Below are 16,336 nucleotides of genomic sequence, written 5' to 3' on the forward strand. Positions count from 1 at the left end.
GCCCGACCGGCCCGGGCGCCGCCCGCAGGCGCCACGACGATGGATCCGTCGCTCTACGATCGGCGTCTACCTGACCGGCCGGGGGAACGCGGTGACCAGATACCTGATCGTGGGCGGCGGCATCGTCGGCCTGGCGGTGGCACACCGGCTCCGACTCGACCGCCCGGGCGACCAGGTCACCGTGCTGGAGAAGGAAGCCGGCTGGGCGGTCCACCAGACCGGACACAACTCCGGGGTGATCCACGCCGGCGTCTACTACCGACCGGGCAGCCTCAAGGCGACCCTGTGCCGGGCCGGCAGCGCCTCGATGGTGCGGTTCTGCGCCGAGCAGGAACTGCCGTACGCCACCTGCGGCAAACTCATCGTCGCGACCGAGTCGACCGAACTGCCCCGACTGCACGAACTCCACCAGCGGGCCGTCGCCAACGGACTGCCGGTCACCCTGGTCGACGCCGCCGAGGCGAACGAGTACGAGCCACACGTGGCCGCCGTCGCCGCGCTGCGGGTCGCCTCGACCGGGATCGTCGACTTCGGTGCGGTCTGCCGGAGACTCGCGGACCTGCTCGCCCTCGGCGGCGCCGACCTGCGGCCCAGCACCCGGGTCACCGGAATCCACACCACCGGCGGCGAGGTACGGGTCACCACCGAGGCGGGAGAACTGACCGGCGACGTGCTGGTCAACTGTGCCGGGCTGCACGCCGACCGGGTGGCCCGGCTGGCCGGACTCGACCCACCGGTCCGGATCGTGCCGTTCCGGGGCGAGTACCACGAACTCGTCCCGGCCCGCCGGGACCTCGTCCGCGGGCTGATCTACCCGGTGCCCGACCCGCAGTTCCCGTTCCTCGGCGTACACCTGACCCGGATGATCGACGGCACGGTGCACGCCGGGCCGAACGCCGTACTCGCCACCGCCCGGGAGGGCTACTCCTGGCTCCGGGTCAACCCGCGCGACCTCTGGGACCAGGTCAGCTATCCGGGCCTCTGGGCACTGGCCCGCCGACACCACCGGTACGGGTGGACCGAGGTGGCCCGGTCGCTGTCCCGCCGCCGCTTCGCCGCCAGCCTCGCCCGGCTCGTCCCCGCACTGACCGAGGCCGACATCGTCCCGGCCGGATCCGGGGTACGTGCCCAGGCGATCCGCCCGGACGGCAGCCTGGTCGACGACTTCCTCATCGTCGAGGCGCAGCGGCAGGTGCACGTCCTGAACGCGCCGTCGCCGGCCGCCACCAGTTCGTTCGAGATCGCCCGGCACATCGTCGCCCGGCTGCCGAAGGGCTGACCCGGCCGTCAGCCCAGTGATCCATCTGGGTACTTCACTACATCGGGTGATGGTCGGCGGTAACCCATCGGGGTCAGACTGACCTGGTGGAACGCCCCTTGCCCGCCGCCACCCTGCTGATCGGGGTCACGCTCGGTGTTGTCGTCGGCATCGCGTACGCGGTGGCGAGGCGGGCCTGGGCCGACTACCGCAAGACCCGGGCCAGCCTGCCCGGGATGCGGAAGGCTGCCTGGGCGTTGACCCGGCTCGCCACCAGCAAGGGCGGCATCGTGCTGCTGCTCTGCCTCGCCGTCGTCGGCTGGGCGGCAACCGGCGGCGAGCCCTGACCCGGAGACCGTTGGATCAGCGGCGGCGGGCGAGCAGGCCGTACCGACGGATCGCCCGGACCGGTTCGGTGGCCGCGCCGAGCCGACGCAGGATCTGGTTCGCGGCCTGGAAGCCGGTCACCGCCGCCCGTTCCAGCAGCGCACTCGGCACGTCGGTGGTGACCCCGTCGCCGGCCAGCCAGATTCCGTCGGCGTCGGTGACCACCCCGGGGCGTTCGGCGTGGTCGCCGGGCCGGAACGCCGGGGCCTGCCGTTCGACCCGGGCCCGCAGGTCGCGTACCGGCAATGTCGCCACCTCCGGCCAGAGCCCGGCCAGCTCCCGGCGCATCCGTTCGGCCAGCTCCGGCGCGGGCACACCCTCCGGGCAGGCGTACGCGTGCAGTTCCAGGACCGACCCGCCGGTGCCGGCCGCCCAGCGGCGCGACGCCGCCTCCTGCCGGTGGTAGAGCGTCACCGAGTCCAGGGTCGGCTCCCGGGAGACGCTGCTGAAGATCGCCCGGTCCGGAGCCACGTCGCCGCCCAGCCAGTACCGGGCGACCGCGTACGGCGGTCCGACCCCGAGCCGGGCCACCCGGCGGGCGAGGACCGGAGCCGTGGCGGCCAGCTCCGGTGAGTTTCCGAGCAGCCGGGTCAGGGCCGGTGGGTCGACCGCGAGCACCAGATACCGGGCCCGGTGCCCGGTCCCGTCGGCGGTCGCCACCCGCCAGCCGGAGCCCTCGGGGCGGACCGCCTCGACGTGCGCACCACAGTGGAGCTGCGCGCCGTGCCGGTGCAGGTGGACGGTGAGCGGGGCCCAGATCGCCGTCTGGTAGTCGGCGTCCGGGGCGTCGAAGGCCAGCCCCTCCGGGTTGCCGAGGAAATAGAAGTGGAAGTTCGCCACCAGTTCGGCGGCGGAGAACTCCGCCTCGTGGTTGAAGAACGCGTGCGAGAAGACCTCGAAGAGCATCGCCCGCGCCCGGTCCGGCAGCCGCAGCCGGTCGAGCAGGTCGGCCGCCGTCGTACCGTCCAACTCGGCGAAGGTCCGCTCCGGGTGGTACGCCAGCAGCGGCAGCGCCGCCCGGCCGTCCATCCGGCGCAGGTCCCGCAGCCGGAAACTGGGGCTGCGCAGCAGCAGGGCGAGCACGTTCCACGGCGGGGCGGCCGGCAGCCGGCCGAACTCCTCGGCCGGCCAGCTCCGGTGCAACGCCGGATAACCGGGTACGGGCCGGAGCAGTCCGAGCGTCGGATCGATCCGCCGCAGCAGGGCCCGCAGGTTGTGGTACTGCCGGAAGAACGCGTGGAAGCCGTGGTCGACCGGCTGGACGGTGCCGTCGGCGAGGGTGACCGGGGTGGTGTCGAGGCGCCCGCCGAGCGTCGGCCGTCCCTCCAGGACGGTCACCGGTACGCCCCGTTCGGCGAGCAGCACCGCCGCGCAGATGCCGGCGACCCCGCCACCGACCACCAGGACGTCGACCGTCTCGGACACGCCTGCCTACCGGACCGCCGGGTCCGCCGGGGCGGCGGAGGCGTCGTCGCGGCAGCGGGGTGGCCGGTCCGAGTCCGGCCAGACGTACGGCAGGTCGGGCGGGACGTCGCCGAAGAGCCGCCCGTAGTGGTCGGGATCCTTGCGCAGCAGCGACGAGCGGTGGCTCAGGTGCAGGTCCTCCCGGCCGAGCCAGGGCGGCACCTCGCCCGCTTCGACGAGTTCGTCCTGCTGACGTACCTCGGTCAGACCGCAACCGGCGGCGAGGTCGGCGACGAGCGTGCCGGCGCAGGTGTCCGCCCGGCCGGTCGAACACCACTCGTCGCAGATGTCCAGGCCGTAGCGGACCAACGCCTCCTCGTACCCGGCCCACATCTTGACCGCCGGGTGGTGCCGCCAGCCGTACCCGGGACGGGTCAGGCCGCGCAGCACCTGCAGCGCCTCGACCCGCTGCTTGCCGAGCCGCCGCTGGTCCAGGGTCCGGGCGCTGTCCCGGAAGTTCGGGTACGGCAGGAACGTCTGCACCCGGCGCGACTACCCCCTGAACGGCGTGGTCATGTCCGGTCCGCCCCCGTTGATCATTTCGGGGTCCCGGCGGGTGATCGTGCTGACTACGATCCGGACATGGCGGATCTCTGGCGGACAAAGGCCCGGCGGGCGTTCGAAACCAGACTCCGCGACGGGTTGCGACCGGTCGGGGACACCCGCCCGCACTACGTCGTCTGCGGCCAGGGCTCCCTGGTCGTACAACTTGTCCAGGAGCTGATCGGCAACGACCCGAACGGCGCCAACCTCCGGCTGACCGTCATCGTGCCGCACCTGCGGCCCCGCGACGGCGGCCCGGATCTCCGGTCGATCCGGGGCGTACGACTGCTCCGGGCCGACCGGCTCGACGAGACGACGTTCCGGGCGGCGGGACTGGTCGGGGCGGCCGGGCTGGCGCTGCTGCACCAGGACGACGTCGGGAACATCGACGCTGCGCTCTGCGCCCAGGAGGTCGAGCCCGAACTCCGGATGGTGCTGCGGATGTTCAACATGAGCCTCGGCTACAAGATCCGTCAGCTCTTTCCGGACGCGGCCGTCCTCTCCGACGCGTCGATGGCGGCGCCCGCGTTCGTCGCGGCGGCACTCGGCGAGGTCGCGCCGACACACTTCCGCTACGGCGGCCGGACCTTGTACGTCGCCCCGCGCGCCGACGTCCACCCGGACCAGGTGGTCTGCGCGCTCGCCGACACCCACGACCCGAGCCACCCGGTGGTGTTGCCGACCGACCCGGCCATCGCCGACCTGGTGCTGGCCGCGGCGACCGGGCAGGCCGGCGCCGACCTGGCCGACCAGCGGCGGTCGCAGTGGCTGCGGCGCCGGCGGCGACGCCGGAAGTCGGTGCTGCTCCGGGCGGTACGCTCGTTCGCCACCCGCAAGATCGGGATCGCCACCCTGACCGTGCTCGGTGTGGTCCTCGTCCTCGGGTTCCTGCTGCACTACATCGAGGACCAGAGTCTCGGCAACGCGCTCTACGTGACCCTGGTGACCGCGGTCGCCGGCGCCGATCCGGACGTCGAGAAGGGAGCGGCGGCGCAGGCTCTCCAGGTGGTGCTCAACATCGCCGGGCTGGCGTTGATCCCGCTGATCACCGCCTCGGTGGTCGACGGCATCGTCAAGGCCCGTCTCGCCCTGGACGCCGGTGCGCTGCCGAGCGAGCGCAGCGGACACGTGGTCGTGGTCGGGCTCGGCAACGTCGGTACCCGGGTGATGTACCAGCTCCACGACCTCGGGATCGACGTGGTCGCGATCGACAAGGACCCGGAGGCCCGGGGGACGGCGGTCGCCCGCCGGCTCAACGTACCGCTGATCATCGGGGACGCGGCCCGGGAGGAGACCCTGGAAACCGCCTCGGTGGCGAACTGTCAGGCCCTGGTGGTCGTCTCCACCGACGACGTCAGCAACCTTCAGGCGGCCCTGAACGCCCGGACGCTCAACCCCGACCTGCGGGTGGTGCTCCGGCTCTACGACGGCGACTTCGCCCAGCGCATCCAGAAGACGTACGCGATCGACGTCTCCCGCAGCGTTTCGTACCTGGCCGCGCCCTCCTTCGCGGCGGCCCTGCTGAACCGGGCGGTGATCGCCACGATCCCGGTCGACCGGCACGCGCTGCTGGTGGCGGAGGTGTCGGTCGCCGTCGGCTCGGCGCTCGCCGGCCGGGAACTGCGCGCGGTCGGTACGTCCGCCGGGGTCCGGGTGATCGCGTTGACCCGGGCCGGGCAGGGCCGGATCGAGTGGACGCTGCCACCGGAGCACCAGCTCCGCCCCGGCGACCGGCTGACCGTGGTGGTCCGGCGGGCCGGGCTCAACCGGCTGCTCCGGGAGGCGAGTGCGCCGTCCCCGGCACCGTCGTACCGTCCGCCGGAGGATCCGGTGCCGGTGGTGACCCGGGCACTCCCGTCCGGGAAGTCGGGGCGGGCCGGCCGGCGGAGTCAGTCGATCCCGCCGCCCCGTCGGCCGTCGAACCCGTCAGGTGGATAGGAACGGCGGGAACTGCCGTAACGGTCGGCGCCTTCGAGGTGACCCTCGAAGGTCGGCGTTCCGCGGGCCGTGGGCAGTCCTCAACAATCCGCGTCACACCGACCAGACCCATCGGTACCGACCGTCCGACCCTCGCCGCGGTTCCGGGGCCCGGTACGGACCCCGGAAACCTGCGATCAAGCGGCGTCGAGGGCTTCGATGATCCTGCGCGTCATCTCCGCCATGGTGGGGCTGGTCTCGCCTTCGTGTGCCTGGGTGGCTGCTTCGACGGCGACGAGGACGGCCCTGCGGAAGTTGTCGGCTTCTGCCGGGTCCTGCTGCCTGAGCAGGCTGGCGGTTGCTGTCAGGGCCGGCAGCACATGCTCGGCGATAGCGGCGACGGATCTGCCGTCCAGGTCCTTGCCCTTCGGATAGGTGGCGAGCACATGCCCGATCGGACCGGTGGCGGAGGCCAGCGCGAGGGAGCCGTGGGTGGCGACCTTGTGGGGCGAGCCGGCGGCGTCAGCGGCGGCCAGCAGCGTGACGGCGCCGTACGCGGCGGTGCGCAGGGTGCGCTTGTCCTGGTCGGTCAGGGTTATGGACATGGTTGGGTGCTCCTTTGGCTGGGGGACGGGTGGTGCATCGACGGTTCGGCCCGTCGTGGGTTGACCGTTGGGTGTCGGGGGCCTACCGAAACGCTGGCGGGTCAGTCGTCGAGGGCCTGGTAGACCGTGGTCCAGAAGTCGTGGATGGCCCGGGCCGGGTCCGGTACGGACATCCCGACCTGGGTGAGCAGGATGCCGGCGAGCTGGTTGTGCGGGTCGGCGTAGGCCGAGGTGCCCATTCCACCGTCCCAGCCGAACTGGCCGATGGGTGCGTAGTCGCCGCGGTAGGTACGCACCGCCATGCCGAAGCCCCAGCCGCCGTGCTGCCCCTGCCCGAACGACAGATGGACGTTGTTCCTGGCCATGGCGTCCCGGGCGGCCTGTTGCTCGGGTGTGAGGTGGTTGGTGGTCATCAGCGCGACGGCGGGCCGGGAGAGGATCCGTTCGGTACCGTGCATCCCGCCGTTGAGCAGCATCCGGAAGTACGTGTGGTAGTCGTCGACGGTGGTGACCAGCCCACTACCGCCTGACTGGAACGCCGGAGGCTGGCTGTACTGTCCGCCGTCTGCCTCGTCCCACACGATGAACTCTCCGGTCTGGGCGTCGGGAGCGTAGCTGGGCGGCAGCCGGTCGACGTCGCGGGCGGACACGTGGAAACCCGTGTCCTTCATGCCTAGTGGATCAAGGATGCGCTCGCGCAGGAACGTCCCGAACGACTGGCCCGTGACCCTGGCGACGAGGATGCCGAGTACGTCGTGGCTGATGTGGTACTGCCACCGTTCGCCGGGCTGGTACATCAGCGGGAGCTGGCCGAGGCGGCGCATCCACTCGTCCGGCTCGGGATAATCCGTCATCCTCGCCGGGAAGATCGCCTGCTCGAAGATCGCCCCCATGAGGGGAGTGCCCAGCGCCGTCATGTCCATGCCGAGCCCGAACGTGGAGGTCAGCAGGTCCCGTACGGTGATCGGCCGCCGCGCCGGCACGGTGTTGTCCAGCGGGGCGTCGACGCTGGTCAGCACGCGTCGGTCGGCCAGTTCCGGCAGCCACTGCTCGATCAGGTCGTCGAGCCGCAGCCTGCACTCGTCGAGCAGCACCATCGTGGCCGCCATCGTGACCGGCTTGGACGCGGACGCCAGCCGGAAGATCGTGTCCCGGGCCATCGCCGGGCCACCGTCGTGGCGCATCGTGCCGAGCGCCTCGACGTGCGTCTGACCGCCCCGGCTGATCAGTGCGACGAGCCCGGGAATCTTCTTGGACTCGACATGCCGTGCCAGCACGTCGTGGAGTCTGCGCAGCCCTGCTTCGGAGAAGCCCTTGTTGCCGGTATGCATCGTATGTCTCCCTGTGTCCGTGTTCGATCCGAGAGATCCGACCCGCGTGGCGCCAACGGCCCGGCGAGCTGGGCCCCGGCGTCGGTCTTGCGACAGCGGCCTGCCGGAAGATGTTCTGTGGGGCGCATTAACGCCTCCGTTGTAGCGTTAACTGCGATCAAGGTAGCGCCATGGCATCGCTAACGCAACCCAGGTTTTCTTTGCACCTGGATTGGGCGAATAAAGGAGAATGTGGTTGCGTTAAGCTGGCCGGGCAGGACGCTGACCACCGCGAGAGGAGCCACCCTTGTCCGACGACCGCCCGGCACCAGGAACAGTGCGACCCCGCGGGCGCACCGAACGTGTCCGCACCGCCGTCCTGGCCGCCACCCGCGCCGAACTGGAGGCGCACGGATACTCCGGCCTGAGCGTGGAACGCGTCGCGGAGATCGCCGGAGTTGCCAAGAGCACCGTGTACCGTCGATGGCGCGACCCGGTCGGCCTACTCACCGAACTCCTCCACGATCTGTCCGGGGCCGAGGTGCCTCTGCCCGACGCCGGATCGCTGGAGGTGGCCCTGCGCGACCTGGCGCTGGGCATCTACCGCTTGTACACCCACCGGGCGTGGCGTCCGATGGTGCTCGGCCTGATCGCCGCAGGTGTACACGACCCGCGAGCGGCACAGGCGTTGCATGACTTCTTCCAGGTCCGCAACAACCTGGCAGCCGAGCCAGTGCGAAACGCCATCAAGCGTGGGGATCTACCCGCCGACACCGACCCGGTGGAGGTCATCCGAACTCTCGGCGCGCCCCTCTACTACCGGATGCTCGTCACCCATGAACCGATCGACGAAATCGTGGCCGAACAGGCCGCAGCGACCGCCATCGCGGCAGCGAAGGCCGGAACGTATCGGACGCGATGACCGCACCGCGTCGACCTCGCCCTGCGGATGGTGGTGAGGGCACGCCAAGACCACGCGCTGCGGAGCACGTCGACCGGCATCCGCCCTGCCGACAACTGATGGTCCGGGTCGACGCGCTCGCCTTGCCGCCCGTTGAGCCCGGATCAGCCGACCTGAGTGCGGGTCAGCCGCCCTGACCGGACGTGCGGGTCAGCCGGCGCGGGTGCGGGTCGGCCGACCTGAGCGTGTCGTCAGCTGACCTCGACGCCGAGTACGGCCTGCTCGTCCGGCCGGTGCACCAGCACGTCGGAGAGGAACGACTGGACGGCCGGCGCCAGCCCGAGGTCCCGACCCGCCTGTTCGGAGAGCCGCCAACGGTGCTCGATGATCTGCACGAAGAGTTCGGCCGGTTCGAGTTTGCCGCGCAGGTGTGTCGGCACCGCCCGGACCACCGGCTCGAAGACCTCGGTCAGCCAGCGGTGCGCCGCCTGCTGCTCGTCGGTCAGGTCGCTCTCCGCCCGGTAGGTGTCGAGGTCGTTGAGCAGCCGGCGGGCCTGGTTCTCCTCGGCGTCCAGGCCGGTCAGCCGGAGCAGCCGCCGGGTGTGGTAACCGGCGTCCACCACCTTTGGCCGGACCAGGTAGCGCCCGTTGTCCACAACGGACATCGCCACCTCGGCGACGTCGAAGCCGAGTTCGTTGAGCCGGCGGATCCGCCGCTCGATGTCGTGCCGGGCCTCCCGCTCGACCTGCTGCTCGTACGTGATCTCGTGCCACAGCCGCTCGTAGCGCTGGACGACCTCCTCGGAAACGGTCTCCGGGTCGATCGCGTCGTGCAGCAGCCCGGCGGCCTCCAGGTCGAGTGCCTCGCCGAAGATGTTGACCCGGGCGATCTCCAGATCCTCGCTCCGCTGCCCGTTCGAGAGCTGCCGATGCAGCATGCCGGTCTCGGCGTCGACCAGATAGGCCGCGAAGGCGCCGGCGTCCCGCCGGAACAGGGTGTTGGAGAGCGAACAGTCGCCCCAGAAGAAACCGGTCAGGTGCATCCGGACCAGCAGGGCGGCCAGCGCGTCGAGCAGCCGGGTCATCGTCTCCGGGCGCAGCGTGTGCGAGAAGAGCGCCCGGTAGGGGAGGGAGAACTGCAGGTGCCGGGTGATCAGCACCGGGTCGAGCGGTTCGCCGTCCGGGGTGTGCCGGTCGGCGACGATGGCCACCGCCTCGACGCTCGGGAAGTCGATCCGTTCCAGAGCGCGGAGCAGGTCGTACTCCCGCTCGGCGACCCGTTCACCGGTCTCCTTGACCGCGTACACCGTGCCGGCCAGCCGGACGAACCGGACGATGTGCCGGGAAATACCCTGGGGCAGCGCCACCAGCTGGTCGGCGGGCCACTGCTCCAGCGGTGTCGACCAGGGAAGGTCGAGCAGCGCCGGGTCGACGAGAGCCGAAGTGATCCGCACGGTTATCAAGCATGCCGGTCCGCGCCGCCCACCGCCTCCCCACGTGGTTGGGCACACACCCCGGCGCCGTCCCGTTCGGCGTGCGTCCGCCCGGTAGCGTGGTCGGATGCGGGAAACCACGACGGTACGGCGGCCGCTGCGGCTGCGTCCGGTCAGCCCGGCCGGCTGGTGGTTCGACGGGCTGCTGCTCGCGGCGGTGATCGGACTCACCGCCGCCCTCGCCGCCGGCCAGCTGCACGATCTTGACCTGGCGGTCCGGTCCTGGGCCAACGGGCATCGCCCTGAGTCGGCGTACTGGGTGGCCCGGGTCCTCAACTCGCTTGGCCAGGGCGGCTGGTTCCTGATGCCGATCACCTTCGGGCTGGCGGCACTGGTCATCCTCCGGACCCGGTCGATCCGGCCACTGCTGGTCGGGGTCGGCGCGTTCGCGCTCACCTCGTTCGTGGTCGGCCCGGTGAAGATCCTCACCGACCGGGCCGCGCCCAGTTCGAAGCAGTTGCCGCCGCAGGAGTCGGTGCAGCTCTTCAACACGCTGCCGCCGGACGAGTGGGACCTGTCGTACCCGTCGGGCCACGTGGCGAACGCGATCGTCTGGTACGCGGCGATGGCGGTGCTGGTCGCCGCGCTGCTGCGGACCTTCGGCCGGCCGGACGCCCCGGCCGGGCTGTACCGGGCGATCCGGGTCGTGCCGCCCGCGATCGTCTTCTGCACCACCACCTATCTCGGCTGGCACTGGATCACCGACTCGATCGCCGGTCTGCTGCTCGGCCTGCTGCTCGGCCGCCTGCTGACCCGGGTCCCCTGGGACGACCTGCCGCTTCCCGCGCTGCCCGGCGGGGTGCACCGCCCCGCCGGCCTCACCGCCGACGACTGACGCCCGCCCGGTCCCACCTGCGGCGCGTTGCCAGATGTTCATCAGTGCCGGCTAGGGTCACGCACCGTGGAACAGCTAACCCGCCGACTGGGCGTATCGGACGCGGTGGTCATCGGACTCGGCTCGATGCTCGGCGCCGGGGTCTTCGTGGTCTTCGCCCCGGCCACCGCCGCCGCCGGCAGTGGACCGGGCCTGCTCGCCGCCCTCGCGGTCGCCGGCTTCGTCGCGTACTGCAACGCGACCAGTTCGGCCCGGCTCGCCGCCCGCTACCCCGAATCCGGCGGCACCTACGTGTACGGGCGGGAGCGGCTCGGCCCGTTCGCCGGATTTGTCGCCGGCTGGGGCTTTGTCGTCGGCAAGACCGCGAGCTGCGCCGCGATGGCGCTGACCATCGGGGCGTACCTCTGGCCCGGACAGGCCCGACCGGTGGCGGTGGCCGCCGTGCTGGCGTTGACCGCGGTCAACCTGCGCGGCGTGCAGAAGACCGCCCGGGCCACCCGGTGGTTGGTCGCCGTCACCCTGACGGTGCTGGTCCTGGTCGCGGCGGTCGGACTGTTCGGCGGAGAGTTCGGGGCGGACCGGATCTCCGAGGCGACCGGCGGCGCCGGGTCGATCGACCACGGGCTGGTCCCGGTCGGCCTGCTCACCGCCGCCGGGCTGCTCTTCTTCGCCTTCGCCGGCTACGCCCGGATCGCCACCCTCGGCGAGGAGGTACGGGAACCGGAGCGCACCATCCCGCGCGCGGTCCCGCTTGCCCTCGGCCTGGTGCTGCTGGTCTACCTCGCGCTCGCCGTGATCACGTTGGCGGTGCTCGGCCCGGCCCGGCTCGCCGCCTCGACCGCGCCGTTGGCGGACGTGGTCGACACGACCGGGCTGACCGGCCTCGACTGGGTGGTCCGGGCCGGAGCCACGGTCGCGGTGACCGGCGTACTGCTGGCGCTGATCGCCGGGGTCGGCCGGACCGTGCTGGCGATGGCCCGGCGCCACGACCTGCCCGGCGGGCTCGCCGCCGTACACCCCCGGCAGCGGGTGCCGCACCGGGCCGAGATCGCGGTCGCCGCCGTGGTGGTCCTGGTGGTCTCGCTCGGCGACATCCGGCACGCGATCGGCTTCTCGAGCTGCACCGTGCTGGTCTACTACGCGATCACCAACGCCGCCGCGCTCACCCTCGGGCGTGATCCCGACCGACGGCTGCCGGTACGACTGCTCGCCGTACTCGGGCTCGCCGGCTGCCTGCTGCTCGCGCTCGCCCTGCCGCTCGGCAGTCTGCTGGCCGGCATCGCGGTCCTCGCCGTCGGCGCCCTCGTCCACCTCCTGCGGAGGTAGCTCAGCGGGCCGTGTCGGTGATGCCGCCGCCGCAGGGTGCACCGGGTTCGAGTGACGCGGTGACCCGGTAACGCTTGATGAACTCGTCGATCGCCGGGTCGTCGGGGCTTTCGACGGCGAGCTGGTAACCCCACGCCTGCAACGAGATGCGTGGCGTCTGGCCGGGGTACGGACTGAGCATCATGTACTCCTGGCCGCGTACCCGTTCGGCGAGCTTCTCCACCTCGGGCCCCGCCAGCTCCAGCCGGTACGTGATCCACACCGCGCCGTGCTCCAGGCTGTGTACCGCGTTGCCGTTGGCGATCGGCGCCGGGTAGACGTCACCGTTGCAGTTCTGCCACTGGATGTAGTGCGGGCCGCCGGCCGGCGGCGACATCGGGTAGGTGACCAGGCCCGAGACGTGGTCGGGGGAGAGCACCTCGGGGCTGGTCTCCCGGTAGTTCACCACCGCCGCCAGGTCGGTGCCGTTGTCGTCGCGCTGCTGGTACCAGAGGAATCCGCCGATGCCGCAGGCGGCGAGGAGGACCAGGGCCAGCCCGCCCGCGACAAGTCCGATGATCAGACCGGTCCGCTTCTTCGCCGCCGGCTGCGGCTGCCCCGGGTACGGCTGTCCCGGCTGGCCGTAACCCGGCGGTGTCCCGGGCTGACCGTAACCGGCCGGCGGGTATCCCGGCTGGCTCGGCTGCCCGGCCTGGCCCGGATACCCGGGCTGTGCGGGGTAACCCGGCTGCTGCGGCTGGCCCGGCTGCGCGGGGTAACCCGGCTGCGCGGGGTAACCCGGCTGCGCGGGGTAACCCGGCTGGGTCGGGTAGGCCGGCTGTGGGGGATAACCCTGCTGCTGCGGGTGCCCCGGCGGGGCGGAGGAGACCGGCGGCGGTCCGTACCCGGGTTGCGGGGGCACCGGCGGCCCGGAGGTCGGCGGGATGCCCGGCGTGCCGGGCTGCTGCTGGTACGGCGGCTGCGGATGACCCATCTCTGCCTCTGCTCTGCTCTGCGGCACGGGCGGCGCGGAGCCGATCCTACCGAGGAATGTTCGGCTGCCGGTCCACGGCTATTCGCGCTCGCCGACCAGTTGGATTCCGGCACGGTCGATCAGCAGCACCGACGGCACCAGCTCGGTCGTCGGGTACGGCGAGGAGCGGACCATCTCCTGGATCTCCGGCGCCCAACCCGAGTCGGCCGCGGCGACGACCAGGTCGTCCGGGCAGGGCATCCCCACCACGAGCCGGTCGGTGTCGAGCACCTCCATCATCCGCTCGCCGAACCCGGGCAGCGCCACCGCCGAGGCGGCCAACGAACCCTCCCGGTGCAGGGTGAGCAGCTGGCCCTTCTCCGACTCGCGGCCGTCGATCCGCAGGCCCCGGCTGAGCGCGCCGTACGCCTCGTCGAACAGGTCGGCGACCGGGGGTTCCCCGATCCGCTGCCGGGTGTCGTGGGTCAGGTGACTCATGCCGAGGGTGCCGCGCGGCGTCGGCGCCACCATGGCGAGTGCGACGTGCAACCGGCCCGGCACCAGCGTCTGGTGGGGCAGGGACTGGAGCATCCCGGAGCGGGGGGACGCGGCGCTCCACAGCACCGGCAGCAGTTCGCCGTTCTCCTCGGCGTGCCGCATCCGGTCCGACGTCTCCGCCGCCAACTGCTCCTCGTGCGCCTGTCGCATGATGTCGCGTACCTCGGCGAAGGCCCGGTCCCAGTCGCCCGGCTCCGGGCGGTCGAAGTTGTGGGTGACCTGTGCCTGCGGGAAGAACTCGCCGATGAAGCGGGCGTCCGTGTCCGTCGTCGCCCACTCGGTGTGCAGGGCGACGACCTCCTCGGGCCGTGCGCCGTCCCGGGCCGCCACGACCTGCCAGGCCTGCCGGACACCGTCCTCGTCCCGGGTCGGCGCGTCGGCTATCGCGTGCTCGCCCTCCCCGCGGCGCAGCAGGAAGACCACCATGTTCCTGGTGGGGTCGACATTCATGGCGTTCCTCCCCGGTTGTGCGTCCGGGGGACCGTACCCGACCGGGCTGGCACCGGCGTCCACCGGGCCGACGCCGGGCCGGTCGGGCCGACGCCGGGCCGGTCGGGCCGACGCCGGGCCGGTCGGGCGGACGCCGGTCGGGGCCGACCGGGTGGGGCGGGTCGGGCGAACGCTAGTCGTCGAGCCAGGTACCGGCGCGCATCACCCGGACCACGTTCAGGTTGTCGTCCAGCACCACCAGGTCGGCGCGCAGGCCGGGCGCCAGCGAACCGACCCGCTCGCCGAGCCCGATCGTCCGGGCCGGGGTGGTGGCCGCCATCCGGCAGGCGTCCACGATGGAGACTCCGGCGGCGACCGCCTGACGCAGCGCGACGTCCATGGTCAGGGTGCTGCCGGCGATCGCACCCGGGGCGCCGTCGTCCCCGGCGAGCCGGACGACACCGTCGCTCACCACCACCGGCTGCCCGCCGAGTTCGTAGCCACCGTCCGGCATGCCGGCGGCGGCCATCGCGTCCGTGATCAGCGCGGCCCGGTCCGCCCCGGCGACCCCGGCGGCGAAGGCGAGCGTGCCGTCGTGCAGGTGCACCCCGTCGGCGACCAGCTCACAGACCACGTTCGGGGAGCCGAGCAGGGCGAAGACCGGCCCGGGTTCGCGGTGGTGCGGGCCGCGCATGCCGTTGAACAGGTGGGTCGCGACGGTCGCGCCGGCGATGATCCCGGCGCCGGTCTGCTCGTACGTCGCGTCGGTGTGCCCGATCGCCGCCACCACCCGCTGCGAGACGAGCAGTTCGATCGCGGCCAGGGCGCCGGGCAGTTCCGGGGCGAGGGTGACCATCCGGACCGTACCGCCGCCGAGCGCGAGCAGTTCGGCGAGCTCGTCGACCGACGGATCGCGGAGGAACTCCGGGTTCTGCGCCCCGCACCGCACCGCCGACAGGTACGGCCCCTCGTAGTGGACGCCGGCCAGCACCCCCTCCTTGACCAGCGGAGCGTACGCCTCGGTGGCGTCCCGCATCAGCTGGTACGGCGAGGAAACCAGACTGGCGAGCAGGGTGGTGGTGCCGTGCGTCAGGTGGAAGGCGGCGGCGCCCCGGGCCGCGTCCGCGTCGCCGGTGGTGAAGGTGTGTCCACCGCCGCCGTGGGTGTGGATGTCGACAAAACCGGGGACGATCCAGTGTCCGTCCCGGATCGACGGATACTCGGCGACGGCGGTGATCCGGTCACCGTCGAGTTCCACGCAGCCCTGTCGGATCACCCCGCTCGGGGTCACCACTCTCCCACTGACGCGTACGGTCACGTCGCCTCCTCGCGCTGCTCGTCGTCGTCCCGTCCGGGCGAACGGGGGATCGACCGGTTACGAAGTCTTCCACGTGTCGAGGGCGAGCAGGGCGGCGCCGAGGCAGCCGGCCTCGTCGCCGAGCGCCGCACGGACCAGCCGGGGTTCGGTCTGGAAGGTCAGCCGCTGCCGGAGCGCGAACCGGAGCGGGTCGAGCAGTCCGGGGCCGGCCTCGGCCAGCCCGCCGCCGAGTACGACCACCTCAGTGTCGTACAGGGCCTGGGCGACGGCCAGCCCGTCGGCGAGGGCGTCGACCGTCTCGCGCCATACCTGACCTGCGGCTTCCTCGCCGGCGGCGGAGCGGGTGAACACCTCGGCGGCGGTTGCCGGGGTGCCGGTCAGGGCGGTGTAGCGCCGACCGACCGCGGCGGCCGAGGCGACCGCCTCCAGGCAGCCGGCACCGCCGCAGCCGCAGGGCGGGCCGCCGGGGCGAACGACGATGTGCCCGAGCTCGCCGGCGGCGCCGTGCGCGCCGGCGGCGGCCGACCCGTTCACCACGTGGGCGGCGGCGATGCCGGTGCCGACGGCGACGAACAGCACGTGGCGGGTGTCGCGTCCGGCGCCGAGCCGGGCCTCGGCGATGCCGCCGACCCGCACGTCGTGGCCGAGCGCCGTGGGCAGCCCGAGCCGCGCTTCGACCGGCTCCCGCAGGGGTACGTCCCGGAAGCCGAGATTCGCCGACCAGACCGCCGTCCCGGTCGACTCGTCGACCACGCCGGGCACCGCCACGCCGACCGCGACCGGGGTCAGGCCGTCGGCCCGGGCCTTTTCCGTCAGGCCCTCGGCGATGTCGAGGATGCTCGCCACGACGGCGGCGGGGCCGCGTTCGGCTCGGGTGCGGTGCCGCTCGGTGTGCACACCTGTGCCGTCCGGTCGGACCAGGGCGCACTTCATGCCGGTGCCACCGACGTCGAGCGCGACGACCACCTCACCGGCCGGCGGCTGGTCCGCCCCGGTGCCGGGCCTGGTGGCCGTGCCGGGCTGTGCGGTTCCGGGGTTCG

14 protein-coding genes and 1 pseudogene are annotated in these 16,336 nt (G+C 72.4%); 6 read left to right on the plus strand and 9 right to left on the minus strand.

Translation table 11 applies throughout. The annotated features are described in order from the left end of the window. The first annotated feature begins 91 nt into the window (after window positions 1–91). Window positions 92–1,279: an L-2-hydroxyglutarate oxidase gene (lhgO, locus tag ABGB05_RS03285; protein ID WP_347651602.1), complete on the plus strand. Its 1,188-nt coding sequence runs from the start codon at window positions 92–94 to the stop codon at window positions 1,277–1,279. Between the two features lie 86 nt (window positions 1,280–1,365). Continuing rightward, entirely contained in the window at window positions 1,366–1,605 is a 240-nt protein-coding gene (locus ABGB05_RS03290; RefSeq protein WP_347651603.1) for a hypothetical protein, read from the plus strand. 16 nt (window positions 1,606–1,621) lie between these two features. Here ABGB05_RS03290 and ABGB05_RS03295 read toward each other — a convergent pair. Together ABGB05_RS03295 and ABGB05_RS03300 are read right to left on the minus strand one after the other, a co-directional pair. After that, window positions 1,622–3,049, minus strand: a pseudogene (locus ABGB05_RS03295) (FAD-dependent oxidoreductase); the annotation flags it as partial. A 27-nt stretch (window positions 3,050–3,076) separates the two neighbouring features. Then, on the minus strand, window positions 3,077–3,592 hold the full coding sequence (locus tag ABGB05_RS03300) for an MSMEG_6728 family protein (protein ID WP_347651604.1): 516 nt from the start codon (window positions 3,590–3,592) through the stop codon (window positions 3,077–3,079). Between the two features lie 99 nt (window positions 3,593–3,691). Here ABGB05_RS03300 and ABGB05_RS03305 point away from each other — a divergent pair, with 99 nt between their 5' ends. Then, on the plus strand, window positions 3,692–5,590 hold the full coding sequence (locus ABGB05_RS03305; protein ID WP_347651605.1) for a TrkA family potassium uptake protein: 1,899 nt from the start codon (window positions 3,692–3,694) through the stop codon (window positions 5,588–5,590). A gap of 176 nt (window positions 5,591–5,766) precedes the next feature. Here the strand turns inward: ABGB05_RS03305 and ABGB05_RS03310 are convergent, their stop codons facing one another. Together ABGB05_RS03310 and ABGB05_RS03315 are read right to left on the minus strand one after the other, a co-directional pair. Then, window positions 5,767–6,174, minus strand: coding sequence for a hypothetical protein (locus tag ABGB05_RS03310; RefSeq protein ID WP_347651606.1), 408 nt, complete (start codon window positions 6,172–6,174; stop codon window positions 5,767–5,769). Window positions 6,175–6,275: 101 nt separating this feature from the next. Then, the gene (locus ABGB05_RS03315) at window positions 6,276–7,505 is read right to left on the minus strand and encodes a serine hydrolase domain-containing protein (protein WP_347651607.1); all 1,230 of its coding nucleotides are present in this window, start codon (window positions 7,503–7,505) and stop codon (window positions 6,276–6,278) included. Between the two features lie 286 nt (window positions 7,506–7,791). Here ABGB05_RS03315 and ABGB05_RS03320 point away from each other — a divergent pair, with 286 nt between their 5' ends. Further along, entirely contained in the window at window positions 7,792–8,406 is a 615-nt protein-coding gene (locus tag ABGB05_RS03320) for a TetR/AcrR family transcriptional regulator (protein ID WP_347651608.1), read from the plus strand. A gap of 230 nt (window positions 8,407–8,636) precedes the next feature. Here ABGB05_RS03320 and ABGB05_RS03325 read toward each other — a convergent pair whose 3' ends face one another. After that, complete coding sequence (locus tag ABGB05_RS03325; RefSeq protein WP_347651609.1) at window positions 8,637–9,839, minus strand: DUF4032 domain-containing protein; 1,203 nt, start codon at window positions 9,837–9,839, stop codon at window positions 8,637–8,639. Between the two features lie 106 nt (window positions 9,840–9,945). On the opposite strand from ABGB05_RS03325, the gene ABGB05_RS03330 reads away from it, so the two are divergent. Together ABGB05_RS03330 and ABGB05_RS03335 are read left to right on the plus strand one after the other, a co-directional pair. Next, complete coding sequence (locus ABGB05_RS03330; RefSeq protein ID WP_347651610.1) at window positions 9,946–10,713, plus strand: phosphatase PAP2 family protein; 768 nt, start codon at window positions 9,946–9,948, stop codon at window positions 10,711–10,713. A 66-nt stretch (window positions 10,714–10,779) separates the two neighbouring features. Continuing rightward, window positions 10,780–12,039 (plus strand): APC family permease, encoded by a 1,260-nt coding sequence (locus tag ABGB05_RS03335; RefSeq protein ID WP_347651611.1) that lies wholly within the window; start codon window positions 10,780–10,782, stop codon window positions 12,037–12,039. Window position 12,040: 1 nt separating this feature from the next. Here ABGB05_RS03335 and ABGB05_RS03340 read toward each other — a convergent pair whose 3' ends face one another. From ABGB05_RS03340 to ABGB05_RS03355, 4 genes are all read right to left on the minus strand, one after another. Beyond that, complete coding sequence (locus tag ABGB05_RS03340) at window positions 12,041–13,012, minus strand: DUF3105 domain-containing protein (protein WP_347651612.1); 972 nt, start codon at window positions 13,010–13,012, stop codon at window positions 12,041–12,043. A gap of 78 nt (window positions 13,013–13,090) precedes the next feature. Then, the gene (locus ABGB05_RS03345) at window positions 13,091–13,999 is read right to left on the minus strand and encodes a hypothetical protein (RefSeq protein WP_347651613.1); all 909 of its coding nucleotides are present in this window, start codon (window positions 13,997–13,999) and stop codon (window positions 13,091–13,093) included. Between the two features lie 172 nt (window positions 14,000–14,171). Then, window positions 14,172–15,296: an N-acetylglucosamine-6-phosphate deacetylase gene (gene nagA, locus ABGB05_RS03350; protein WP_347651614.1), complete on the minus strand. Its 1,125-nt coding sequence runs from the start codon at window positions 15,294–15,296 to the stop codon at window positions 14,172–14,174. Window positions 15,297–15,353: 57 nt separating this feature from the next. Further along, window positions 15,354–16,262 carry an ROK family protein gene (locus ABGB05_RS03355; RefSeq protein WP_347651694.1) on the minus strand — a complete coding sequence of 303 codons (909 nt, stop codon included), beginning with the start codon at window positions 16,260–16,262 and terminating at the stop codon, window positions 15,354–15,356. Window positions 16,263–16,336 lie beyond the last annotated feature (74 nt).

The sequence above is a fragment of the Plantactinospora sp. B5E13 genome, assembly GCF_039871775.1.
GTDB lineage: Bacteria > Actinomycetota > Actinomycetes > Mycobacteriales > Micromonosporaceae > Plantactinospora.